At 68.2% G+C, this 23,592-nt stretch carries 21 protein-coding genes and 3 tRNA genes; 13 read left to right on the forward strand and 11 right to left on the reverse strand.

Translation table 11 applies throughout. From position 1 onward, the window contains the following. Positions 1-59: 59 nt before the first annotated feature. The 3 genes from C1930_RS13275 to C1930_RS13285 form a co-directional block, all read right to left on the reverse strand. A complete protein-coding gene (locus C1930_RS13275) occupies positions 60-1,613 on the reverse strand; it encodes an N-acetylmuramoyl-L-alanine amidase (RefSeq protein WP_108771939.1) in 1,554 nt (517 codons plus the stop codon). Positions 1,614-1,695: 82 nt separating this feature from the next. After that, positions 1,696-2,178: a tRNA (adenosine(37)-N6)-threonylcarbamoyltransferase complex ATPase subunit type 1 TsaE gene (gene tsaE, locus C1930_RS13280; protein WP_108756695.1), complete on the reverse strand. Its 483-nt coding sequence runs from the start codon at positions 2,176-2,178 to the stop codon at positions 1,696-1,698. Next, positions 2,175-3,659 (reverse strand): NAD(P)H-hydrate dehydratase, encoded by a 1,485-nt coding sequence (locus tag C1930_RS13285; RefSeq protein ID WP_108771940.1) that lies wholly within the window; start codon positions 3,657-3,659, stop codon positions 2,175-2,177. The genes tsaE and C1930_RS13285 overlap by 4 nt, the downstream gene beginning before the upstream one ends. A 23-nt stretch (positions 3,660-3,682) precedes the next feature. On the opposite strand from C1930_RS13285, the gene queG reads away from it, so the two are divergent. Next, positions 3,683-4,753 carry a tRNA epoxyqueuosine(34) reductase QueG gene (gene queG, locus C1930_RS13290; protein WP_108771941.1) on the forward strand — a complete coding sequence of 357 codons (1,071 nt, stop codon included), beginning with the start codon at positions 3,683-3,685 and terminating at the stop codon, positions 4,751-4,753. A gap of 44 nt (positions 4,754-4,797) precedes the next feature. After that, a complete protein-coding gene (gene xseA / locus C1930_RS13295) occupies positions 4,798-6,129 on the forward strand; it encodes an exodeoxyribonuclease VII large subunit (RefSeq protein WP_108771942.1) in 1,332 nt (443 codons plus the stop codon). Between the two features lie 718 nt (positions 6,130-6,847). Here xseA and C1930_RS13300 read toward each other — a convergent pair. Together C1930_RS13300 and C1930_RS13305 are read right to left on the reverse strand one after the other, a co-directional pair. Continuing rightward, a complete protein-coding gene (locus tag C1930_RS13300) occupies positions 6,848-7,747 on the reverse strand; it encodes a M48 family metallopeptidase (RefSeq protein WP_108757764.1) in 900 nt (299 codons plus the stop codon). A gap of 86 nt (positions 7,748-7,833) precedes the next feature. Further along, positions 7,834-9,711 carry a formylglycine-generating enzyme family protein gene (locus tag C1930_RS13305; RefSeq protein WP_108771943.1) on the reverse strand — a complete coding sequence of 626 codons (1,878 nt, stop codon included), beginning with the start codon at positions 9,709-9,711 and terminating at the stop codon, positions 7,834-7,836. A gap of 84 nt (positions 9,712-9,795) precedes the next feature. Between C1930_RS13305 and rnd the strand changes: the two genes are divergently transcribed. After that, positions 9,796-10,872, forward strand: a complete 1,077-nt coding sequence (gene rnd / locus C1930_RS13310; RefSeq protein WP_108756700.1) for a ribonuclease D — start codon at positions 9,796-9,798, stop codon at positions 10,870-10,872. Positions 10,873-10,907: 35 nt separating this feature from the next. Here rnd and C1930_RS13315 read toward each other — a convergent pair whose 3' ends face one another. The 4 genes from C1930_RS13315 to C1930_RS13330 all read right to left on the reverse strand — a co-directional run bounded on the left by C1930_RS13315 (position 10,908) and on the right by C1930_RS13330 (position 17,667). Further along, positions 10,908-12,044 carry a hypothetical protein gene (locus C1930_RS13315; protein WP_199912359.1) on the reverse strand — a complete coding sequence of 379 codons (1,137 nt, stop codon included), beginning with the start codon at positions 12,042-12,044 and terminating at the stop codon, positions 10,908-10,910. A gap of 118 nt (positions 12,045-12,162) precedes the next feature. Beyond that, complete coding sequence (locus tag C1930_RS13320; protein WP_312253308.1) at positions 12,163-14,457, reverse strand: TonB-dependent receptor; 2,295 nt, start codon at positions 14,455-14,457, stop codon at positions 12,163-12,165. Between the two features lie 234 nt (positions 14,458-14,691). Beyond that, a complete protein-coding gene (locus C1930_RS13325; RefSeq protein ID WP_108771944.1) occupies positions 14,692-17,250 on the reverse strand; it encodes a Cache 3/Cache 2 fusion domain-containing protein in 2,559 nt (852 codons plus the stop codon). A 120-nt stretch (positions 17,251-17,370) separates the two neighbouring features. Then, positions 17,371-17,667 (reverse strand): Rho-binding antiterminator, encoded by a 297-nt coding sequence (locus C1930_RS13330; RefSeq protein WP_108756704.1) that lies wholly within the window; start codon positions 17,665-17,667, stop codon positions 17,371-17,373. 97 nt (positions 17,668-17,764) lie between these two features. On the opposite strand from C1930_RS13330, the gene C1930_RS13335 reads away from it, so the two are divergent. Then, positions 17,765-17,840 (forward strand) — tRNA-Ala (locus tag C1930_RS13335). Between the two features lie 352 nt (positions 17,841-18,192). Beyond that, positions 18,193-18,510, forward strand: coding sequence for a hypothetical protein (locus C1930_RS13340; protein WP_108771945.1), 318 nt, complete (start codon positions 18,193-18,195; stop codon positions 18,508-18,510). Positions 18,511-18,547: 37 nt separating this feature from the next. Here C1930_RS13340 and C1930_RS20445 read toward each other — a convergent pair whose 3' ends face one another. After that, positions 18,548-18,724: a hypothetical protein gene (locus C1930_RS20445; RefSeq protein ID WP_199912360.1), complete on the reverse strand. Its 177-nt coding sequence runs from the start codon at positions 18,722-18,724 to the stop codon at positions 18,548-18,550. A gap of 213 nt (positions 18,725-18,937) precedes the next feature. Between C1930_RS20445 and C1930_RS13345 the strand changes: the two genes are divergently transcribed. Together C1930_RS13345 and C1930_RS13350 are read left to right on the forward strand one after the other, a co-directional pair. After that, the gene (locus C1930_RS13345) at positions 18,938-19,456 is read left to right on the forward strand and encodes a peroxiredoxin (RefSeq protein ID WP_108751595.1); all 519 of its coding nucleotides are present in this window, start codon (positions 18,938-18,940) and stop codon (positions 19,454-19,456) included. Then, positions 19,453-19,971, forward strand: a complete 519-nt coding sequence (locus C1930_RS13350) for a thioredoxin domain-containing protein (protein ID WP_108756706.1) — start codon at positions 19,453-19,455, stop codon at positions 19,969-19,971. The genes C1930_RS13345 and C1930_RS13350 overlap by 4 nt, the downstream gene beginning before the upstream one ends. 43 nt (positions 19,972-20,014) lie before the next feature. Here the strand turns inward: C1930_RS13350 and C1930_RS13355 are convergent, their stop codons facing one another. Beyond that, on the reverse strand, positions 20,015-20,776 hold the full coding sequence (locus tag C1930_RS13355; protein WP_108771946.1) for a hypothetical protein: 762 nt from the start codon (positions 20,774-20,776) through the stop codon (positions 20,015-20,017). A 128-nt stretch (positions 20,777-20,904) separates the two neighbouring features. Here C1930_RS13355 and C1930_RS13360 point away from each other — a divergent pair, with 128 nt between their 5' ends. The 6 genes from C1930_RS13360 to C1930_RS13385 all read left to right on the forward strand — a co-directional run bounded on the left by C1930_RS13360 (position 20,905) and on the right by C1930_RS13385 (position 23,563). Then, positions 20,905-21,366, forward strand: a complete 462-nt coding sequence (locus tag C1930_RS13360; RefSeq protein ID WP_108771947.1) for a hypothetical protein — start codon at positions 20,905-20,907, stop codon at positions 21,364-21,366. After that, the gene (locus tag C1930_RS13365; protein WP_108771948.1) at positions 21,363-21,830 is read left to right on the forward strand and encodes a hypothetical protein; all 468 of its coding nucleotides are present in this window, start codon (positions 21,363-21,365) and stop codon (positions 21,828-21,830) included. Before C1930_RS13360 ends, C1930_RS13365 begins: the two co-directional genes overlap by 4 nt. 261 nt (positions 21,831-22,091) lie before the next feature. After that, positions 22,092-22,167, forward strand: a tRNA-Phe gene (locus tag C1930_RS13370). Positions 22,168-22,213: 46 nt separating this feature from the next. Next, positions 22,214-22,289 (forward strand) — tRNA-Phe (locus tag C1930_RS13375). 117 nt (positions 22,290-22,406) lie between these two features. Then, a complete protein-coding gene (locus C1930_RS13380; protein ID WP_108756710.1) occupies positions 22,407-22,961 on the forward strand; it encodes a lipocalin family protein in 555 nt (184 codons plus the stop codon). A gap of 125 nt (positions 22,962-23,086) precedes the next feature. After that, positions 23,087-23,563 carry an LEA type 2 family protein gene (locus tag C1930_RS13385; RefSeq protein WP_108771949.1) on the forward strand — a complete coding sequence of 159 codons (477 nt, stop codon included), beginning with the start codon at positions 23,087-23,089 and terminating at the stop codon, positions 23,561-23,563. Positions 23,564-23,592: the final 29 nt, after the last annotated feature.

The raw sequence follows: 23,592 nt of genomic DNA on the forward strand, positions 1-23,592 counted from the left end.
TAACGGAGGCACACGTCCGCCGGGCACGGCCCGGCGCTACCGGTCGCGCAAACCGCGGGTTACTTGCTGCCGCCGGCCATGGTGGCGGCGGCGTCGATCTCGGCCTGGGCGCGGGCGGCGTACAGCGTGCCCGGCGGCGGCTGGCGGCTGAAGAAGGTGTGCACGCCATCCAGCACGGCGCCGGCAACCTTGCGCTGGTACGCCGGGTCGGTCAGGCGGCGCTCTTCGTCCGGGTTGGAGATGAAGGCCGTTTCCACCAGCATGGCCGGCATGTCCGAGGTACGCAGCACCGCGAAGTTGGCCCGCTCGATGTTCGGCTTGTGGTTGTTGCCGATCCGCTTCAGGCCGCCCAGCACGTGCCCGGCCGCGTCTTCGGATGCCTTCATGTAGCCACTCTGGGCCAGGTCCAGCAGCACGTTGGCCAGGGTGCCTTCGGTCTGCTGCAGGCGCACGCCGCCGACAAGGTCGGCCGCGTTTTCCTTGTCTGCCAGCCAGCGCGCACGCTGCGAGGACGCGCCCTTGGTGGACAGCACGTAGACCGACGAACCGGTGGCCGAGCGGTTCTCCGCCGCGTCGGCGTGAATCGAAATGAAGATGTCGGCCTTGTTCGCACGCGCCTTCTGCGCACGCATCGGCAGCGGGATGAAGACGTCGCTGTCGCGGGTCAGGAAGGCCTTCAGGCCCGGCGTTGCGTTGACCTGGCGCGCCAGTTCACGCGCAACCGCCAGGGTCACGTCCTTTTCGCGCTTGCCGGTCGGGCCGATCGCGCCCGGATCCTGGCCACCGTGCCCCGGGTCGATCGCCACCACCAGTTGGCGCATACCGGGCTGCATGCGGATACGCGAGGCATCGCTGGGCATGGCCGGGCGCGGCGCCTCGGTGGGAGCTGCAGGCGTCGGCGCCGGTGCGGCCGGCGTGCTGACCACGGCGCGGGTCGGCTGCCCGGCCAGAATGGCGGCTGGGGAACCGGCAGGCGGTGTACTGGCGGCCACGGTGCCCGCTGCAGCGACCTGTGCCGGCGTGGTGGTGGGTGCGGGCGCCGGTGCCACCGGAGCCGCCGCACTGGCGCTGGCCTGCTGCTGCACCTGCGCGGTCAGCAGCGCGGTGGCGCGGGCCGCATCGCCGCGGGTCTGCGCGCTCTGCGCTGCATGCGTGGGCGCCGCCGCCGGGCTGGCAACGGGAGCCTGCGCGGACGGCGCACTGACAACCGGTGCGGCACCGTCACCCGGCCACTCGATCACCAGCTTGGATTCATTGCCTTCGCGCTGCATCTGCGGGCGGAACGGCGCGACCGATTCGGCCAGGTCGAAGACCACGCGGAAGGTACCGGGCACCGGCTGGCCGGTACGCACGGCCGTAACCACGCCCTGTGCGGCCGGCATCTTCAGGTTGCGCACCGCGCTGGAGTCGGGGAAATCGACCACCAGCCGGTTCGGCGAGGACAGCGACAGGGTCTTGTAGCCGCCACTGCCAACCAGGGCGATCTCGGCACGGGTGCCGGTCGAACCGGTGTTCAGCACCACCTGGCGAACCTCGCCCGCCCACGCAGCCGCGCTCGTCAGACCCAGTCCGACGGCGGCACAGATGGCGATGAGACGGTTCCCCAGGCGCATGGCTCAGGATTCAATCACCGCGCTGAACGGAATGCAACACCTTTTTCCTTAATAATCCGTAACCTGCCGATGTTTGTTCTCGTCAGGCGACAGAAATGGCCTGCAAGTCGCCCCCATCGGGAAGCCGATCCAGCCACTCCCGGCCTGCGTCGCTGACGCCGGTGAGACGGACGCGCCGGCCATGGCCTTCGATTTCCAGCGCCACCACCAGGTCAGTCGGCGGCAGCGCACCAGCGCCGCGCTCGGGCCATTCCACCAGCCACAGCACCGCACTGCCCTCGTCCAATCCCAGGAAATCCAGCTCGCCGGCCTGGCCGATGCGATACAGGTCCAGGTGCCAGGCCTCGCCACCGCTGGCCAGCGGATAGCGCTCGACCAGGGTGTAGGTCGGGCTGCGGATGGCCCCCTGCACGCCCAGTGCACGCAGCAGCGCGCGAGCGGTGGTGGATTTGCCCGCCCCCAGGTCGCCACGTAGTTCAACCACCGCCTGCGGCGGACGGGTCGCGGCCAGCCACTGGCCCAGCAGGTCGGTGGCCTCGGGATCGGCCAGGAAGAATTCAGTCATCGGGGGTGTTCCGGGTTGGCCAGCCGCCGCAGGGGCGCCAGCAGATCAGTAGGAAGCAGGCCGCGCGCACCATCGGCCGCCGCGGCATCGCCGGCCAGGGCATGCAGGAGCGCACCGGCCGCCGCCGCGTCGAAGGCGCACAGCCCCTGCGCGCGCAGGCTGGCAATGATGCCGGTCAGCAGGTCGCCCATGCCACCCACGGCCATGCCGGGGTTGCCCGCGGCGATCAGGCGCGGCGTCTGCCCCGGCGCAGCAACAATGCTGCCGGCGCCCTTCAGCACCACCACGGCGTGATAACGCTGCGCCAGGGCCTGCGCACTGCCGGCACGGTCGACCTGGATGGCCGCGGTAGTGGTCTCCAGCAGGCGGGCTGCCTCGCCGGGGTGCGGGGTCAGGATGGCGTCGGCAATGCTGTGCGGGTCCTGGGCCAGCAGGTTCAGGGCATCAGCGTCGATCACCAGCGGCTTGCCGCCGGCCGTTACCCGCGCAAACAGCGCGCGCGCCCAGTCGTCCTGGCCCAGGCCCGGACCGATCGCCACCACGCCGGCCCGGCCCAGCAGCGCCGGCAGCGCGTCACCGTCTTCCAGCGCATGGGCCATGGCTTCGGGCAGGCGGGCCAGCAACGGGCCCACGTGATCGCGACGGGTGCCGATGCTCAACAAGCCCGCACCCGCGCGCAGGGCGGCTTCGGCGGCCAGGGCGATGGCGCCGCCACTGCCATGGTTGCCGCCCACGCACAGGACGTGGCCCGAATCCCCCTTGTGTGTGTTGGCCCGCCGCGGCGGCAGCAGCGCCGCCAGGCGATCAGCCGTCCAACATTCAGCGGCCGCTTCCACGCCCTGCCAGGCCGCCTTGGGCAACTGCAGCGCCGCCAGGGCGTGTTCGCCCACATGCTCCAATGCGCTGCCGGTATACAGACCGCGGTGCGGCACGATGAACTGCAGCGTCAGCGCGGCATGCACCGCGACACCGGGCACGCTGCCACGGTCGGCGTCCACGCCGCTGGGCACATCCAGTGCCAGCACCGGTGAGCCCTGCGCGTTCAACGCGTCGATCAGCGCCTTGGCCACGCCTTCCGGCGCACGGTCAAAGCCCAGGCCGAACAGGGCATCGACCCAGATATCGGCGTCAGGCAACGTTCCGTTGAACTCGGCCATGGCGCCCCCGACGGACTTGAAATCCGATGCGGCGCGGCGAGCCAGCAGGGTGCCCGGCGGTCTGCCCGGCTGGGTCAGCACGCTCACCCGGCGCCCGGCCAGCTGCGCATGGCGGGCCAGCACCAAGCCATCGCCGCCATTGTTGCCACTGCCCACCACCACGCCCACATGCAGCGCCTGCGGCCAGTGCCGCAACAGGCGCTGCCAGGCGGCCAGCCCGGCCTGGGCCATCAGCTCCCAGCCGCCATCGCCGGCGAGCGCCGACGCCTGCGCATCGAGCGCACGCGCGGCAGCGGAATCGAACAGATCGGCAAGGTTGGCCATGCGGAGATTTTATACTGGTGCGCATGTCCCCTGCCCCTGCCCCCCTCGATCCGGCCCTGGCCGTGCAGCGCATCCGCGATCTGGCGCGCGCGCACGGCTTCCAGCGCTGCGGCATTGCCGGCATCGAGCTGGGCGAGGATGAAGCGCACCTGGCCGATTGGCTGGGCCAGGGCCTGTACGGCACCATGGACTGGATGGCCCGCCACGGCACGCTGCGCGCCCGCCCCGCTGAACTGCTGCCCGGCACCGTGCGGGTGATTTCGGTGGGCATGGATTACAGCCACAAGGACGACACCGAAGCCTGGGCGACCCTGGCCGACCCCGGCCGCGCCTACGTGGCGCGCTACGCGCTGGGCCGCGATTACCACAAGCTGATGCGCAACCGGCTGCAGAAGCTGGCCACCCAGATCAACGATGAAGTGGCGCCGCTGGGCTACCGCGTCTTCGTCGATTCCGCACCGGTGCTGGAACGTGCGCTGGCGCGCAACGCCGGGCTGGGCTGGATCGGCAAGCACACCTGTCTGATCGATCGCCATGGCGGCTCGTGGTTCTTCATCGGCGAAATCTACATCGACATTCCGCTGCCGATCGACGCAGCGGCCACGGCGCACTGCGGTACCTGCACGCGCTGCATCGACGTGTGCCCCACCCAGGCCATCACCGCGCCGCATCGACTGGATGCACGTCGCTGCATTTCCTACCTGACCATCGAGCACGACGGCGCCATTCCCGAAGACATGCGGCCGCTGATCGGCAACCGCATCTATGGCTGCGATGACTGCCAGCTGGTCTGCCCCTGGAACAAGTTCGCCAAGCGCACCGACGAAGCCGATTTCCGCGTGCGCAACAACCTGGATACCGCGCGCCTGGACCAGCTGTTCGCGTGGGACGAAGCGGAGTTCCTGCGCCGTACCGAGGGCAGCCCGATCCGCCGCAGCGGCCATGAACGCTGGCTGCGCAATATTGCCGTGGCGCTGGGCAATGCGCCGGCATCGGCCGAGGCACTGGCCGCACTGCATACCCGCGCCAACGATCCCTCGCCCGTGGTGCGCGAGCACGTGCAGTGGGCCCTGGCCCAGCACGGCGCAGCCTGACGTGCGATCCTGAGCCCCCGTTCCACCCGCCACGCGCCGCATCCATGCAATCTCGCAACAACGACATCCTCACCCCCAGCCAGCTCAACACGCTGGCCCGCGATCTGCTGGAAGGCAGCTTCCCGGCCATCTGGGTGGAGGCAGAACTGGGCAGCGTGGCCCGTCCCGCCTCCGGGCACCTGTACTTCACCCTGAAGGATGCACGCGCGCAGCTGCGGGCTGCCATGTTCCGGATGAAGGCGCAGTACCTGAAGTTCGTGCCACGCGAGGGCATGCGCGTGCTGGTACGCGGCAAGGTGACGCTGTATGACGCGCGCGGTGAGTACCAGATGGTGCTCGACCATATGGAAGAGGCCGGCGAAGGCGCCCTGCGCCGCGCGTTCGAGGAACTGAAGGCACGGCTGCAGGCCGAGGGGCTGTTCGACCCCGCGCGCAAGCGGCCCATGCCCGCGCACGTGCAACGCCTGGCGGTGATCACCTCACCCACCGGTGCCGCCGTGCGCGACGTGCTGAGTGTGCTGGCGCGGCGCTTCCCGCTGCTGGAAGTGGATCTGCTGCCGACCCTGGTACAGGGCGGCAGTGCTGCCGCGCAGATCACCCGGTTGCTGCAGGCCGCCGATGCCAGCGGCCGCTACGATGTGATCCTGCTGACCCGTGGTGGTGGTTCACTGGAAGACCTGTGGGCCTTCAACGACGAGGCGCTGGCCCGCGCGATCGCTGCCAGCGGCACGCCGGTGGTCTCGGCCGTCGGCCACGAGACCGACTTCAGCCTCAGCGATTTCGCCGCCGATCTGCGCGCACCCACCCCGTCGGTGGCCGCCGAGCTGCTGGTGCCGGACCAGCGCGAACTGGCCCTGCGCCTGCGCCGCAGCGCGGCGCGCATGGTGCAGCTGCAGCGGCATACGATGCAGCAGGCGATGCAGCGCGCCGACCGTGCGCTGTTGCGTCTGAACGCGCAGAGCCCGCAGGCGCGACTGGACCTGCTGCGCCGCCGCCAGGTGGACCTGGGCCGACGCCTGCATGCCGCGTTCAATCAACAGCAGGAGCGTCGTGCGGCGCGCCTGCGCCATGCCGCGGCCGTGCTGCGCGCGCACCATCCGCAGCGCCAGCTGGACGAGATGCAGCGGCGCCTGCTCGTATTGCGCGGGCGTCCGCAGGCCGCATTGCAGCGGCTGCTGGAACGCGATGCCCTGCGCCTGCGCGGGCTGGCCCGATCACTTGAGGCGGTCAGTCCGCTGGCCACCGTGGCGCGTGGCTACAGCATCCTGACCCGTGCTGACGACGGCGCGCTGGTGCGGCAGGTCGACCAGGTGCAGCCGGGCGATGCGCTGCAGGCCCGCGTGGGCGACGGCGTGATCGACGTACAGGTCAAGTGAGGGGTTGTCCGGCAGGGCTGCGCCCTGCACCCCTGTAGAGTCGAGCCATGCTCGACTGAAGCAACGGCAACGTCAACGTCAACGTCTAGAGCCTGCATTCCGTGGGATGGCGGGGCGGTGTCGGATTGCGGGGACGCCGCAAGTACGTCCGTGTAGGCTTGGCAGCCGCATCCATGCGGCTGACACCCCGCAATCCGACACCGCCCCACCTCTGACAGATTCCCGCGATCTGTCGGAATGGCATGGGGTCGGATCCCGTTGCGTAGCAACGGGCTCTGACCCCAGAATTCTTTTGGATATCTGACAGATTCATCCACGCATGGCGTGGATCTACTGTGTCGACCAAGGTCGACACCTACCAGAGCAGAACACCGTGTCAAAGGCGGCTGTGGGTAGGTGTCGACCTTGGTCGACACGTCTGTCAGATGTCGAATGATTCATCCACGCATGGCGTGGATCTACTGTGTCGACCAAGGTCGACACCTACCAGAGCAGAACGCCGTGTCGAAGGCGGCTGTGTGTAGGTGTCGACCTTGGTCGACACGTCTGTCAGATGTCGAATGAATCATCCACGCGTGGCGTGGATCTACTGTGTCGACCTTGGTCGACACCTACCAGAGCAGAACACCACCCCGCCATCCCCAGGAAACCCGCCTTTGACGTTGCCGTTGCCCTGGCTTCCAGCAGGTGCAGGGCTGCAAGCCCTGCCGAACACCCCCTACCGGGCCTGCTCGCAGAATTTCTGCCGGTACTCGAGGGCCTTGGGCATCAGCGCCTGCAGGTTCTGGATGCGGGTGCCGGGATTGGGATGGGTCGACGAAAACTCCGGCGGCGACTGGCCACCACTGGCCTGCCCCATGCGCTGCCACAGCGGAATCGCCTCGCGCGGGTCAAAGCACGCCGCCGCCGCCAGCATCAGCCCCACTTCATCGGCCTGCGTTTCGTGGCTGCGAGCGTACGGCAAGAGATAGCCATAGCCCATCGCCGACATCATCATCTGTTGCTGCTGCGCATCCATGCCGCTGGCCGCACCGGCCATCTGCCCGATCTGGGTCAGCTTCTGCTGGGCCATGCGCTGTGCACCATGGCGCAGCAGCGCATGGGCGATCTCGTGCCCCATCACCACCGCCATGGCATCGGTCGTGCGCGCCACCGGTACCAGCCCGGTGTACACGGCCATCTTGCCGCCGGGCAGACAGAAGGCGTTGGCCTGGTCACTGGGAATGACGTTCACTTCCCACTCGAAATCGCGGGAGAAGTGCCCCGGCTGCAACCCGTGTTCCTGCGCCAGCGCGGTTTCCACCACGTCCACCTTGGCGATCAGGCGCTGGGCGATGGCGCGGATATCGCGCGAGATCTGCGCGTTGGGGTCCAGCGGACGCTCCTGCGCCAGGATCTGCTGGTAGGCCTGCAAGCCCAACGCACGTTCTTCGCTGGCATCCAGGCTGCTGTCGATCAGCACCTTCTCGCCGGTGTACGGGTCCACGGTGCGGTTGGAAAACCAGTAGTACGCTGCATAGCCGGCAGCCAGCAGCAGTACCCACCAGCGGATGTTGCCGAACAGGCCGCGCCGTGGCGAGCCCTGTTGCGGCGAGCGGGAGAAGGGATCGTTGCGCATCGGCAGGTCTTCCGGCGGACCCCGCCGGCCGGCGGGCACGCTGCAATCTTAGTGCCACGCCGCCTGCGCGGGGTGAAACAGGCGCATCAGATGCCGCGCACCAGGCGGAAGCCGATGCGGGCGTTGGTGGTGTCCGAATCCTGGGATTGCCGCCACGCCGCACGGGTCTGCTCGGGCGCGTTGGCCCAGTTGCCGCCACGGATCACCCGCGCACGGCAGCCCGGGTTGTACCAAGCCACGCCATCGGACGGCGCGCGGCGATAGCTGGAATGCCAGCAATCGGCCACCCATTCGCTCAGGTTGCCGCCCATGTCGTGCAGGCCGAAGGCATTGGCCTGGAAGCTACCCACCAGCGCCGGCCCCCACCAGCCATCGCCATAGCCCACGAAGGCGTTGTGCCAGTGCCGGCCTGAAGGGGAAACATCCTGGCTGCCGGTGTAGTTGCCACTGCCGGCAGGCGGCAGCCCAGCATCCCCCCAAGGGTAGCGGCCACTGCCGCCGGCCCGCAGGGCGTACTCGAACTCGGCTTCGCTGGGCAGGCGGTAGGCGCGGCCGGTCTGCTCGGACAGCCAGCTGGCGTAGTTTTCCGCATCGCGCACGCTCACGTGCATCACCGGCGAATTGCCCATCGCGCGACTGCCATCGTAGTCCGAGCGCCAGTCCACGCCGCTGCGGCGGATGAAGTTGCCGCTGCGCTCGTCATACACCACCGAGTGGCCGCGACGGGTCGCACGCGGGCGCGCGTTGGTGGCCTTCACGAAACGCTCGAAATCGGCGACGGTCACTTCAGTGATCGCCATGGCAAAGCCACGTTCAAACCGCACATAGTGTGACGGTCGCTCGGCGTCGCTGGCGCCCGGCTCGGTGTCACCGGCGCCCATCTGGAAGCCGCCATGCGGCACCACGATCATCTGCGGCCCCCGCCCGCCATCCCGCAGGGGGTCGCTGAACACCTGCCCGGGGCGGAAACTGCCGTAGTGGGTGGCCAGGTCGATGCGTTCGCGCAACTGCGCGACCACGGCATCGCCCGGCAAGGCGATGCGCAAGGCCTCGGCCAGCTTTTCGCGGGCCGGCTTCAGGCCCTGCGGCGTTTCCAGGTCGCGCAGCCCGCCGTCACGCAACTGCACCAGGGTCGCGGCGCGGATCTGCTCGATGCGCTCGAAGGCATCGGCGATGGTCGGCGACGAATCCCGCACCTTGCTGGCTTCGGCCAGCCAGGCCCCGGCGGAAGCAAAATCACGGCTGCGCGCGGCGTCTTCGGCACGCCGGATCAGCGCGCTTTCGGCGGCGGCCAGGCCCTGTCGGGCACGGCGGTTGTTGGCATCCAGCGCCAGCGCCTCGCGGAAGGCCGGAATGGCCCCGTCACCGTCCTCGCCCACCCGGCCGGCGCGCAGATCGTCCTCGCCCGAGCGGTTGTAGGCCACCACACGCTGGGCGGTCTCCACCCGGCTCTGCAGCGCGCGTACCTTCGGGTCATTGGGTGCCAGGGTCAGCAGCACCAGCGCCTGCCGCCCTGCCTCGGCCAGTGCCTCGCGCTGCTGCAGCGGCCGCGCCAGCAGGGCGTCGGCCTGCTGCTGCAGGCGCTGCCGAGCACGCTGCAGGCCGGCGCGGGCCGCGCGGTCGTCCGGGGCTTCTTCCTGCACCGCCAGCCACAGCGGAATGGCCGCCTCGCCGTCCTCGTACAGCCGCCCGTCGCTGAACGCCTGCTCGGCGGCACGGCGCAGCTGCGCCAGCGTTCGCCCCTGCCGATCCACCCGTACCGGGGTCCAGCGCTGCACGTCCTCGCTGGCATCCTCGCCGGCAATGGTCACCGTGCCCTTCGCCGCCGCAACAGCCGTGTCGTCCACCTTGGGCCGCGGCCGTTCCGGTTCGCCGGCCGACGGGCTTGCAGGTGGCGACGGCGTACACGCGGCCAGGGCCAGGCCCAGGGCGGTACACAGCGCAATCGGCAGGGCAAAACGCAAACGGAGGCTCCTTCGGTACGGGTGCGCACCGACGTTAGGCTATTCTCCCCTGCCTGAGCAAACCCGAGTAGCAGGCCCCCACCCGTGGCAATCTGGATCACCACCCCCGCCGAGCTGGACGCCTACCGCCAGCAGCGCCCGGCCCGTATCGGCCTGGACACCGAATTCATCCGCGAACGCACCTTCTGGCCGCAGCTGGCCCTGGTGCAGATGGCCGTGGGCAACGACATCCTGTTGATCGATCCGCTGATTCCCGGCATGCCCGAAGCGCTGGCGCCGTGGCTGACCGATGAATCGATCATCAAGGTCATGCACAGCGCCAGCGAAGACCTGGTGGCCTTCAAGTGGACCTGCGGCGTGCTGCCCCGGCCCTTGTTCGACACCCAGATCGGCGCGGCGCTGGCCGGTATCGGCGGTGGCATGGGCTACCAGAAGCTGGTGCAGGAAATCACCGGGGTAACCCTGGCCAAGGGTGAAACGCGCTCGGACTGGATGCGCCGCCCTCTGTCTGAATCGCAGTTGCAGTATGCCGCTGACGATGTCGAGCATCTGTTTGCCCTGCACGATGCGATCGAAGCCAAGCTGCAGGCGCTGGGCCGCCGCCAGTGGCTGCAGGACGATGCCGAACGCCTGCTGGCCAACGTTGCCAACGATGAAGACCGTTGGCCGCACCTGGGCATGCGCGCGGCACAGTTCCTCGATGCGGCCGCGCAGCGCCGCCTGCTGCGTCTGCTGCGCTGGCGCGACGTACAGGCCCGCAGCAGCGACCGCCCGCGCAGCTGGATCCTGGACAACGAACTGGCCGCCACCCTGGCACGCACGCCGCCTGCCGACCTGGCCGCGCTGGGCAAGCTGTTCGAGCAGTTCCCGAAAGCGCCGCGCAAGCTGACCGCCGCCGTCTGGCAGGCGCTGGAAACGCCGCTGCCCGATGAGGCCGAAGCACCGCTGGCCGTGCAGGCCACCGACGCGGACAAGAAGACCATCAAGAAGCTGCAGGATGCGGTGGCCGAACGCAGCCGCGAGCTGGGTCTGGCCGATGGCGTGCTGGCCTCGCGCAAGCACCTGGAAAGTTATCTGGAACGTCGCCAGTGGCCGGCTGCGCTGGCCGGCTGGCGCCAGCAGGAACTGGAAGCCCGCCTGCAGGCCCTGCTGCCTGCATGACACGCCGCCGCGCCTGACCGGCGCGGCACACCGCATCACACGTAGCCGGCCGCCTTCAGGCGCGCCCAGCGCTGCGCACCAATCGCCTTGCGCATCGCCGGCAGCGGGTCCACCGCGCCGGTGTTGTCGGCCACCGCCACCACGAAGTCGTCGGTGGTGTGCAGCACGGCGCGCTGTTCCGGCGCATCCAGCCACGCCGCCACCCGCGTGAGCAAGCGCATTGCCGAGGTGGTACTGCCACGCAGCTCCATCAACCGGCCATGGCGCTTGCACGCGTCCAGCAGGGCCGGATCGTCGAACCAGCACTCATCCTCGTCGCGCTGGCCGGCACGCATCTCGTCCGGTGCCCACAGGTAGTAGGCAACGTCCTCACCGCGTTCAAGCACCGCCTGCCGGTAGGACTGGCGCCCCCAGGTGATGAACGGTGGCCAGGCCGAACTGAAATCGCCATCGGTGAAGCACAGCAGCAGGCAATACAGCGGCTCGTCGCGAGGAATCAGCGGCAACTGCGTGGCGATGGCCTGCATCAGCCGGGGCTCCACATCGGCAGCGGCGGCGGCCAAGGTTTCGCCGCGGCGCGGGCGCTGGTACTGCAGCCGCTGGCTGCCGGTGGGTGTGCCGTCCTCATGCAGATACTGCAGTTCGATGCGGTCCAGGACGCCGGCCTCATCGTAGCTGTAGAAATCCTGGCACCACCAGGTCGGGCGCCCGTCCTCCCAGTTGCGCACCACCACGCGCAGCAGCACTTCGCCGTCCCAGTGGTAGGCGCTGTCATGGCCGCGATGGCCAACGGTCAGCTCAGTGTTCTGCAGGCGCCCGCGGGGTTCATGCCACGCGCGGGCCGAGGCAATGCGCCCACCGCGGTAGAAGCTCAGGCTGTGCCGCTGCTCGTTGCCATGCAGCCACACGGTGGTACTCGCCCCGTTGTCGGCCACAGCAATCACGATGCGGTCCTGCGCGTCGAACCCATGGTGCACGTGCGCATCCGGGTCCGCCTTGGCATCGTCCAGCCAGCGACTGCGGCGCACGCCATACTTTTCGGCCATGAACGGCGCGTCGTGCGCCATGTCACCGCTGGCCCAACGCCAGCGCACTACCTGCGCCCGGCATTGTTCAATCAGGGTCTCGGCGGCGCGAGCATCGGCGTACTGCTGGTACAGCGTCTGGATCATGGTCGAGGTCCGTTCAACACAGCGCGGCAGCCTAGCATGCAGCGGCGGCTTGCCAGGCCTTCCCAACGAAAAACGGCGCTCCGAAGAGCGCCGTTCTCGTTAACCGATCAAGCAGGCCTTACCAGTTCATGTTCAACGAAACACCCACGGTGCGCGGTTCGTTGTAGACCGCGGCCATGTAGTTTTCGATCACACCCTTCAGGTTCTTTTCGTTGGTGATGTTGCGCGCGAACAGCGCCACTTCGTAGGCACCGTAGTTGCCGGAGTAACCCAGCTTCAGGCCACCTTCGAAATCACCCTTGGAGTTGAACTCCTGGCTGTCATACAGCACGAAGCTGGTGTAGCCCTGCTTGTTCCAGTCGGTGGACACGAACATCGTGCCCGCGTCGCTGACCGGCATGTCGTAACGCGCGGCGAAGTTGATGTTGTACTTCGGCGCGTTCGGCAGCGGGTTGCCATCGATCTGGGCGAAGGTGTTGGCGCCGACCTTGATGGTCGGGTCGTTCACCGTACACACCACCTGGCCGTTCAGGCCGCAGACCTGCGCATACACGCGCTTGTCCTGGATCTCGCTGTGCAGCAGGCTGACACCGGCGCTCAGGGTCAGGTTCGGAACCGGGCGCAGTTCCATGTCCGCTTCGAAGCCGTAGGCCTTGGCCTTGTCGGCGTTGAACAACACGCCGTTGCCGTCCGAATCGTTGCCGTTGAGCTGGATGTCGTTGACCGTGTAGGTGAACGCGGTGGCATTCAGGCGCAGGCGGTTGTCCCACAGGCTGCTCTTCACGCCGGCTTCCCAGGACAGGATGGTCTCCGAGTCGGCGGTGGTGAAATCAGCGTTGAACACGGCCGAACGGCCCTGGATGGTCGGGCCGCGGAAGCCACGTGCAACCTTGGCGTAGACGCTCACGTTCGGGTTGAACTGGTACATCGCGCTGACGTCCCAGCTCGGGGTGGTGTCGGACATCTTCACATCCGTACGGCCCTTGTAGGTCACCACGCCGGCGGCGGTGTCGGCGGTCTTCAGCAGGCGCGTGTGCTTCTCGTCGCGGGTCTGGCGCAGGCCGGCGGTCACGCTGAACTTGTCGGTGAAGGCGTAGCTGAGCTGGCCGAAACCGGCCCACGAGGTGTTCTTGTTGCGCAGGCGCACCCAGTTGTTCGGGTTGCGCGCCGCGCCCTGCAGGAACCAGCCGCGCTGGTAGAAATCGGTGGTATCGCTGCCGTTGAAGTAGAACGCACCGGCCTGCCACTGCAGGGCGCTGTCATCGTGGCTGGCCAGGCGGAATTCCTGGGTCCACTGGTCCAGGTCACGGATCTGCCCCATCGACTGACCGTAGCCATTGGCCACGCCATTGAACGGGAAGTCCGCCGCGGCGCCACCGTCGGTATCGCCACGGCTGTAGCCGGAGGTGGTTTCGTAGGCGGTGATGGAGGTGAAATCGACCGCGCCGAAATCGTAGATCGCCTTCACCGAACCGCCGTAGGTCTTGTAGGCCTGCGGGTTGTTGTCGGCTTCGTCGTAGGCCACCTTGTCGCGCGGCACGTCGGTCTGGTTCGAGCCCTTGGTCAGCGCACCGCGCAGGAACAGGGTCGAGGTGCCGTCGTAATCGCGGGCGTGGGCCGAAGCCAGGATCGAGAACTGGTCGCTGGGCTTGAGCAGCAGCTGCGCACGCACGTTGCGGTCATCGAAGCCGCCCATGGCGTTCTTCTTCGGGCTGACCGTGCCGTCGGCGCTGGGGCCACGGTAGGTGTTGTCCACGTAATCATCGCGGTGCTGGTACAGCGCCGACACGCGGAACGAGGCGATGTCATTGATCGGGCCACCGAAGCCGCCATCGACCGACACGCTGTTGTAGGTGGCGTAGCTGGCGCTGACCCGGCCGGTGTACTCATCGGTCGGCTTCAGGGTGTCGAACTTGACGATGCCGGCGGTGGTGTTGCGGCCGAACAGCGAGCCCTGCGGGCCGCGCAGCACTTCCACCTGGTCCACGTCGTAGACCGGGTTGGACTTCAGCACCACGTGTTCCAGCACCACGTCGTCCTGGATGATCGACACCGGCTGCGAGGCACCCAGGTAGAAATCGATGTTGCCCAGGCCGCGGATATAGAAGCGCGGGAAGATGCGGCCAGTGGTGGTTTCCGCATACAGGCTGGGCACGCGGCCGGACAGCGCCAGCAGGGTGTCATCGCCGCCAGCGGTGAAATCACGCATGCGCTCGCCCTGCACCACGCCCACCGACACCGGCACTTCCTGCAGGTTCTGCTCGCGGTGTTCGGCGGTCACGGTGATCGTGTCCAGGCCGGTCGGGGTCGGTGCGCTGTCCTGCGCGGCGGCGCCGAAGCTGGCGGCCAGGGCCAGGCCGGCACAGGCCAGAGCCAGCGGGTGGCGGCGGAAGGAAAGCGAGGAAGACGACATGCCCGTCGAACGACGGGAAGCGATATGGGAAGGCATCGAAAGCTCTTGGGAGACGTCCGGGCGGCCTGCGCAAGCCGGGCGGTAGAGGGGGAACCACTGCGCAAGCGCCCATTATCGCCCGAATTGTTACGATTTCGTTGCGCATCCCGTCGCAGTCCGCGTCCCGCCCGCTGCGGCAAAGTGCACCGATGGAAGGCGGCAGCCTGCGCCACCGCCTTCCGGCCCCACCTTCCCTTACGCCGTGGCCAGTGTCGGGCGCCGCTGCAGCACGAAACGGCCGGCGGCGTCCTGCAACGCGTGGGCCTGTTCGCTCATGGAACGGGCCGAAGCGGACGCCTCTTCCACCAGCGCGGCGTTCTGCTGGGTCACGCCATCCATCTGCACGATGCTCTGGTTGACCAGTTCGATGCCCGCCGCCTGTTCCTGGCAGGCATGGGCGATCTCGCCCACCAGCCCGCCCAGTTCGGTCACCGAGGCAACCACGTTCTGGATGGTGCGCCCGGCATCGCCGGCCAGTACGTTGCCTTCGGCCACGCGGGCCACCGATTCTTCGATCAGCCCCTTGATCTCCGCCGCCGCCAGCGTCGAGCGCTGTGCCAGTGCGCGCACCTCGCTGGCGACCACCGCGAAGCCGCGGCCGTCCTCACCGGCGCGTGCCGCTTCGACGGCGGCATTCAGGGCCAGGATGTTGGTCTGGAAGGCGATGCCATCGATCACCGTGATGATCTCGGCGATGCGCCGCGAGGCCGCATCGATCTGGCCCATCGTCGCTTCCATCGCGGCCATGGCCGCGCCCCCGCGCCCGGCCACCTGCGCCGCCTCGGTCGCCAGGCGGTCCGCGCGGCGTGCGTGGTCGGCGTTCTGCCGCACGGCCGAGGTCATTTCCTCGATCGAGGCGGCAGACTCTTCCAGGTTGGCAGCCTGCTGTTCGGTACGGCGGGACAGATCATCGTTGCCGGCAGCGATTTCCGCAGCGGCCGTGCTGACCGCAGCGGCGGCCTGCTGGATGCGGCCGACGATGCCGGCCAGGGCGCCCACCGTTGCATTGGCATCCTCGCGCATGCGCGCGAACACCCCCTGCGACTGCCCGTCGATGCGGTGCCGCAGGTCACCTTCGGCCAGGTTGCGCAGCAGGCCCGACAGCGCCAGCAGGTTGTCATCGGCAGTAGCCATCACGCTGTTCAGGCCCTGCACCATCTGCTGGAAGTCATTGGCGAAGGCCTGCGCATCGCCGCGCACGCTGAAATCACCGCTCGCCGCCGCCGCAACCAGGCGCTTGATCTCGCCGTTGATGCCCTGCAGCTTGCCGCGCACGCCGTTCAGCGCCTGCGTGATCGCCGCCTGTTCGCCGGGCAGTACGTCCATGGTCTGCTGCAGATCGCCTTCGGCGTAGCGCTGGACCAGGGCCACCATGCGCTGCTGGGTCTGCAGGTGCGCCGCCACCAGCGCGTTGGTGCCGGCCACCATGGCGCGGAACTCACCCTCGAAGGCCTGCTCGTCGATCCGGTGGCTGACCGCGCCCGCCGCATGGCGTTCGCTCATGGTGGCCTGCGCCTGCAGGATCTCGCGCAGCTTGGCGCGCATCTGCTGCAACGACCCCAGCAGACGACCGACCTCGTCATCGCGGCTGCTGTCGATTTCGCGGTCCAGGCGCCCGCTGGCCACATCGCGGGCGACCTGCGCCGCTGCGGCCAGCGGACGACCCAGCAGGCGCCGCACCACCAGCACGATCAGCACGACCACGGTGGTCAGCGCCAGCACGGAAATCAGCGCGATGCGCAGCATCAGGCCATTCAGCACCTGTGCCAGCACCGATTCCGGCTCCAGGCCGATCACCAGCCATTGCCAGGCGCCGTAGCGCTGCGCCGCCGCGAACCAGGCCTGCTCGGCGCCACCATCGGCCGGGCGCAGATGCAGACGCGCCTGCGTGCTGCGGCCATCCAGCAGCGCCCGCAAAGCCGGCAGATCCGCCGCGGCAACGCGTTCCTGCAGCAGGCCACCTTCGCCATCGGCGGCGGCCAGCACGCGGCCATGGTCCTTGCCCTGGCGCGTGTCGACCACGATGAAGCGGCCCTCGCGGCCCAGCGTCGCCTCGCGCAGGCGCGTCTTCAGCGCGGCCAGGCCCTGCGAGTAGTCCTGCCCGACGAACGCGATGCCAGCCACGCTGCCATCGGCCGCCGGGATCGGCATGTAGTGGGTCATGTAATCGGTGCCGAACAGGTGTGCCGGCCCCGTGTAGCCCTGCCCCGCGCGCACCCGCGCATAGGCCGGGTTGGCGTGGTCCAGCACGGTGCCCAGCGCGCGTTCGCCCTGCGCGTTGCGCAACGAAGTCGCCACGCGGACGAAGTCTTCGCCGTCACGCACGAACACGGTGGCAACACCGCCGGTCGCCTCGGCGAAGCGATCAACCTCGGTCGATGCCGGGCCGATCACCTGCGTGCCCAGGCGCAGGGACGGCGCACTGCGGCCGGCCACGTCGATGGGCGCGGTGGCATCGGCCAGCGCCTCGCCCTGCGGCAGCATCGCGCGGAAGGTACCGGCGATGCGCTGGGTGCTTTCGCCCAGGCTGCGGTCATACAGCTGCACCGAATCGCGCATCAGCACCGTGCTGGTATCCAGGCCTGCAACCACGCGCTGCTGGTAGCTGTCCGCGGTATCGCGGTAGATCAGGATCGCCAGCGCGGCGAAGGCCACGGTGGTGATCGCCACCATCAGCAGCGCCAGGCGGGTTGCGATGGTCAGGGTCCGCTTCGGCGGCGAGGCGGAGAATCGGGATGCAGCCGGGGTCATCATCAGGGGGAATATCCGTGGAAGGGAGCGCGCGAGGCGCACCCTCTTAACGGCACCGTTCTGGTCCTCTTTACGCCACCCGGCTTAGCCGCTTCAGGTTATTGACAGCGCCAAGCCCTTGATTCACAAACCCCGTTCAGCTTCATTGGGGCCCGACACGGCCAGCACGGTACGCGGTCCGCGCAGGCCGTCTGCGCCCAGCATGGTCACCGCCAGCAGATGGTCCAGGCGGATGCGCTGCTCGCCGTCATCGGCGTCCAGCAGCAGGAATTCCTCTTTGCCAGGCGTGCTCAGTGTGGTCCGCGCGCGGGCCACGAAGGTGCGGCCATCGGTCAGTTCCACCTGCAGCAGGGCGCGGTGCAGGCAGGCGATTTCCAGTACGTCGTGCAGGTCGCACGCGATGGGACGGTAGTCGGTCATGGGGCGTCTTCCGGCAGTCAAGGCGCCCAGCCTGCCACGACTGCCGCCCACGCGGCTTGGCAAGCCCCCGGCGGCGGCGCTACACTGGCTTCGCCGTGGGGCCATAGCTCAGCTGGGAGAGCGCGTCGTTCGCAATGACGAGGTCAGGAGTTCGATCCTCCTTGGCTCCACCATTTTCAGAGAAGCCCGCAGATCCCAGTGATCTGCGGGCTTTTTCTTTGGGCACGGACTGCCGGGACCGATAGGATGAGGGTACCCGCGGCGCGGAGCGCCACATGCAGGAAGGGGTCCCATGGACCATGCCTCGCTATCCGATCCACATCTGATTTCAACCCTCATTCCCGGCTGGAAGGGTCAATACATTCCCAGCTACGTCGCTGACGTCACTCATGGGCTGGGTCTTGAACAGGTGCGGCTGCAGGGAAGTCAGTTGCTCGTCGTTCTGCGCCTTCGCGAACTGTCTTACGACGGCATCCGGGAGAAGATCAGGATCGTGTCCGGGCACCGGGAACTGACGCCGCGCGCGTGGCCAAGGACGCGGCACTCCGCTGGCTTGCACAGCGCAGCAGCGAGGTGCGCCCCTACGGTTGCTGGCGCCCGATGCAAGATCAGCAATCATGGCCATCAGCAGCTAGGCTGTGGGAGGGCGTCCCTCTCTCCTCCTATCTGGCAGGCCCCTGGGACGGTACGGGGTACTGCGCGATCGAGGTCGCGGCCGCCATCCTGCCGACCGCACCCGCCGATCCCATCAATCCTGCGCTGATCCAACAGATCGACATGCACGAACTCGCGGACTGGTTCGCAGACGTGGGCCGCGCCGCGCAGACGACGCCGTCCGCGTGACCCTGGCTGACTGAGCCTCGACCCGCCGATTTCCGGCTCAACCCGGCTCCTGGCCCCCATCCTTGCGTTGTGGTCGCCGCGTGTTCTCGTCATGCACCTTCTGATCGTTCTGGCCAGGGCGGCGCTTGGCCACGTCGTCCTGGTGCTGGTCCTGGCGGCTTTCCTGGGTACCGGCATCCTTTTCGGCGGCTGAAGGCGTGCGGGGAGTAGTCATGGCGGGCTCCGCACCGGCACCGTGCCGGGCTTGCACGACCACCCTAGCGGCGCGGCCGTGAGTCCATGGTCGCGCTGCCGCGAGCGGCGCGTGCATACCCTGGTATGAGCGGCGGAAACCAAGGCGCAATGGGCAACCCGTCGCTACCGGCCGACGATGGCGCTGCCGATGCAGAACCCACCGCGCGCCATCCCATCCCGCCAGGAGCCCGCCATGTCCTCCCTGCCCCGCCCCGAACCTGCGCATGCCCCGCTGCCGCCGGGAACGCCCGCCCCCGACTTCCGCCTGCCCGCCACGCCCGACCAGACCGTCACCCTGGCAGAGCTGCGTGGCCGCCCGGTCATCCTTGCCTTCTATCCCGCTGACTGGAGCCCGGTCTGCGGCGACCAGATGGCCCTGTACAACCAGTTGCTGCCCGAGTTCCAGCGACAGGGCGCGCAGTTGATCGGCATCTCCGTGGATGGTGTCTGGTGCCACGCCGCGTTCGCCGAACAGCGCCACCTGCATTTTCCGCTGCTGGCTGATTTCGAACCCAAGGGCGCCGTCGCCCGGCAGTTCGGTGCCTATCGCGAACACGATGGGGTCTGCGAACGCGCGCTGTTCGTGATCGATGCGCAGGGCATCGTGCGCTGGAGCTACCTGTCGCCACTGGGCATCAATCCCGGTGCCGATGGCATTCTGGATGCCTTGTCACGCCTGCCGCGCACGGCGGCAGCGGAGGTGACCCCATGAGCCGCCTGCACGTTCCCGTCAGTGCCAGCGACCATGCCAGTGGCCCGGCCGATGCGGCGGTCACCCTGGTCGAATATGGCGACTACCAGTGCCCGTACTGCGGCCAGGCCTACCCCATCGTGAAGGCCCTGCAGCAGGCATTGGGCGATTCGTTGCGGCTGGTGTTCCGCAACTTCCCGCTCAGCGAAATGCACCCGGATGCCTTGAATGCCGCGCGCCTGGCCGAAGCCGCGGCCGACGCCGGACACTTCTGGAGCGCCCATGACCTGCTGTACGAACGCCAGGGTGCGCTGGCGCCGCACGACCTGCAGCGCTATGGCGAACTGCTGCAGTTGCCGCCGGAACGCGTGCGCGCCGCATTGGCCGGCGCCGACGATGCACGCATCGAGGCCGACTTCATGGGCGGCGTGCGCAGCGGCGTGAATGGCACGCCCTGTTTCTTCATCAACGGCGTGCGCCACGATGACAGCTGGGACTACGACACCCTGCTGCTGGCGCTGCAGCGCGCGATGTGATTCTGCAACAACTGCCCAACCGCCGCGTGCAGGCGCCTACGGCTCAGGCCTGCACGCACTCGCGTACCGCGAACGGGTGTCCGCAGGCACTGCATTCGGAATGACCGAAGGCCAGTTCCAGCAGCTGTTCGGCGCGGATATCGCCATCGCCGCGCACCTGCTGCAGCAGCCACTCCTCGGCCACGCCCACCGGTTCACCGGGCAGCAGCGCCGACGTCGCCGACGGGGCACCGAATACCGGATCCTCATGGCAGACATACGGGCTTTCAACATCCAGCGTGCAGTACAGGTCGGCCGAACAGGCCACGCACTCACCCACGAGCTCGCCCTCGGCAAGCCGGTCCAGGTGCTGCGACCAGGCTTTTTCACCACTCAGCCCCAGCCACGCCTGGCGCAGCCAGCCACGCGGGCCATGCCCATCCCCGGACAGCGGCACCGCCTCCCTGCCACTGCCCTGCAGGCGCTTGAGCACCTTGCTGCGCAGCGCCTGGATGACATCGCCGTGCGGCGCCAGGCCCGGGTCGCCCACGTCCGAGCCGGCAACGATCGCACCGGCCAGCAGCAGCGCGTCATCACCGTCGCTGCGCCCGGTCTGCCGCGCGATTGACAGCAGCACCGGCAGCGCAGCGTGGCTGGCAGGGTAGACCGTGCCCTGGTGGCACAGATGCGACCAGATGTCGTTCCAGTCCTGCTGGTGCTGCGGGTCCATCAGTGCGGCCAGCAGTGCACCCGCTTCAGAGGCGTCGCCATAGGCACACTGCAGCGCGCCCCAATCGATGGCATGAACGTCGGCGGTCCTCGGCATGTCCTTCGCTGGTCGATGTGGTACGCGGCCCAGCATGCCCGATCATCGGGCCGATTGGACAGCGCGCTTGTAGCTGCAACCTACGCGCGGCCACAATCGGCACATCCACCGACGCACAAGGAAGCGCCATGAATCGCCCCGCCCTGTTGGCCTCACTGCTGGTCCCACTGGTGCTGACGACCGGCTGCGCCCATCGCCTGGCTGCCGCGCCGCCGGTGCCCGGCTACATCGGCAACTACGAAGCCGTGCGTGCCGCGCAGGACGATCCAGCGCGCGGCATTTCCGGCACCTTCGCCATGAGCGTGCAGGCCGTCGGCAGCGACGATGGCCGCATCTACCTCAACAGCGAACGCGACTACCGGCACCCGCTGAACATCACCCTCAGCATGGATGCCGCGCTGCGCCCCGCACTGGAAGAAGCGCTGGGCCTGAAGCTGGACTACCTGCAGAACCGCCGCCTGCTGGTGGGCGGCACCGCGCGCCGGGTCCGCATCGACTTCATCAATGCCAACGGCCAGCCCAGCGGCAAGTACTACTACCAGACGCAGATCAGCGTCAGCGATCCACGACAGGTGCGTTTCGCACCGTGAGTACGCTTGGCAGCGCACTTCGGGCGCTTGATTTCGACGCCGCCGACGGCAGCATCGGCCTGGGTGAGCTGCCGCTGAGGATCGGGCCGACGCTCACGCTGGCACAGGCATGCGCGGGTTTTGCCGCGCTGCTGCAGCACAGCCGCGACCTCGGCAACGGCTACCAGTGGCTGCACCTGCACGCCCTTCAGCTGCAGGGCGTGCCGGCGGCAGTCGCCCTGTGCTTCCACGGGCAGGCGCTGTCGATGCTGTCCATCGGCGTGCAGCTGCCCGGCGCGCCGATGGAAGACGGCTGGCCCACCCAGGCCGCCATCGATGCCGAAGTCGCGTTCATGCGCCGCGCCTTGGCCAAAGCACTGGGACGCCCGCTCAACGCCGGTCGCGCCCGTTTCGACTGGGGCGAGGCCTGGGCGGTGTTCGACCCGAAGGGCTTCATGGCCAGCAGTGGGTTGTCCTACCGCTAGTGCACCGCCCTGCCCGGCCGAATCGCCTTGGCAGGCTCAATCAAGCTTCACCACCCGCTTGCCGAAGCTGCGCCCCTGCAGCAGGCGGAAGCCCGCATCCCCCGCCCACCGGCGGCCTGCATTCCGCCGCGCACGCAGGATCAAGCACTTGCGCGCGCGCAGACGGCAATGTGAAGGTTTTTTGCCAAAACGCTTGCCGAATGCGGTCTACCTCCGTAACATGCGCGTCCTCGGCAGCGACCTCGCTGCAACGAAACAAGTGGCCGAGTAGCTCAGTTGGTAGAGCAGGGGATTGAAAATCCCCGTGTCGGCGGTTCGATTCCGTCCTCGGCCACCACTTTCGAAGGCCTGCAGAAATGCAGGTCTTTTTTTTCCAGATACAGGGCCGAGTAGCTCAGTTGGTAGAGCAGGGGATTGAAAATCCCCGTGTCGGCGGTTCGATTCCGTCCTCGGCCACCATGTATGAAGACCTGCAGAAATGCAGGTCTTTTTTTTTGCCCGCGCGCGGTTGACGAAACATTTACACCGCCGTGCATCGCGCCGCCTACGCTCGGGGTTCCCTGCCGGAGCCCGCCGATGCACCTGCGCCCTGCCCTGCTTGCCTGCCTGTTGCTTATTACTACGCCCGCTGCCCTTGCGGCCGAACCGGTGCGCGCGGTCGATGCGCTGGATATCGATCGCTATGCCGGCCAGTGGCACGAAATCGCCCACCTGCCGGTGTCGTTCCAGAAGAAGTGCGTGGCCGACATCACCGCCACCTACGGCCTGCGCCAGGATGGCCGCATCAGCGTGCGCAACCGCTGCCGCACCGGCGAAGGCGACTACCTGCAGGCCGATGGCGTTGCACGCCCGGTGGCCGGCCAGCCCGGGCAGCTGGAAGTGCGTTTCGCTCCGGACTGGTTGAGCTGGGTGCCGCTGGTCTGGGCCGATTACTGGGTGATCGCCCTGGACCCGGACTACCAGTGGGCCGTGGTCGGTGAACCGGACCGCAAGTACCTGTGGATCCTGTCGCGCGAACCGCGCATGGACCGCGCCCTGTTCGAGCAGTTGAAGGCGCGGGCCGAGCAGATGGGCTACGACCTGGCGCCGCTGCGGATGATGGCGCCCCTGGTTGAGACCGCATCGCCCTGAGCGTGGCGGTGACCGCAGCGCGCCATCTTCACGCGCTACCCTTGTGAAGGTCGCCAGCGGCGATCCATTCAACCATACGCCGTAGTATGCTTACTCCACGCACTGCTCCCAGAGGACCTGCGCCCATGCTCCACCGCTTCCGTATCGCCTTGATCATCCTGTGCACCCTGGCCCTGGCTGCTTGCAGCGATGGCATCGTCAAGCGTGTTTCGGAACCGGCGGCCAGCCTGCAGCAGTTGACCGTGCGCGCCGACGGCGGCTGGACCGTGGCCCTGCGCCTGCAGAACTTCAGCTCCATGCCCATGACCTTCGATGACGTGGCCCTGGCACTGACCGTCGGCGACACCGAGGCGGGCACCCTGCAGGCCCGCCCGGCCATTTCCATCGGCGGGGTGTCGGCCGATGTGGTCACCCTTGAATTCACCCCCAGCGCCGCCGCGCGCCTGGTGGTGGCCGACGCGCTGGCCGGCAACCGCACCCTGGCCTACAGCCTGAAGGGCACGGTCGCGGCCACGCCCGAAGACAAGAAGCAGCGCAGCTTCGATATTTCCGGCCGCAGCACCCTGAACCAGGCCCCCGGCCTGCCCGGCGTGCTGCGCTGAGTCCTTCCCTGCCGCGGCGCCCGTCGCCG

It is taken from the genome of Stenotrophomonas sp. SAU14A_NAIMI4_8 (assembly GCF_003086695.1).
Classification (GTDB): domain Bacteria; phylum Pseudomonadota; class Gammaproteobacteria; order Xanthomonadales; family Xanthomonadaceae; genus Stenotrophomonas.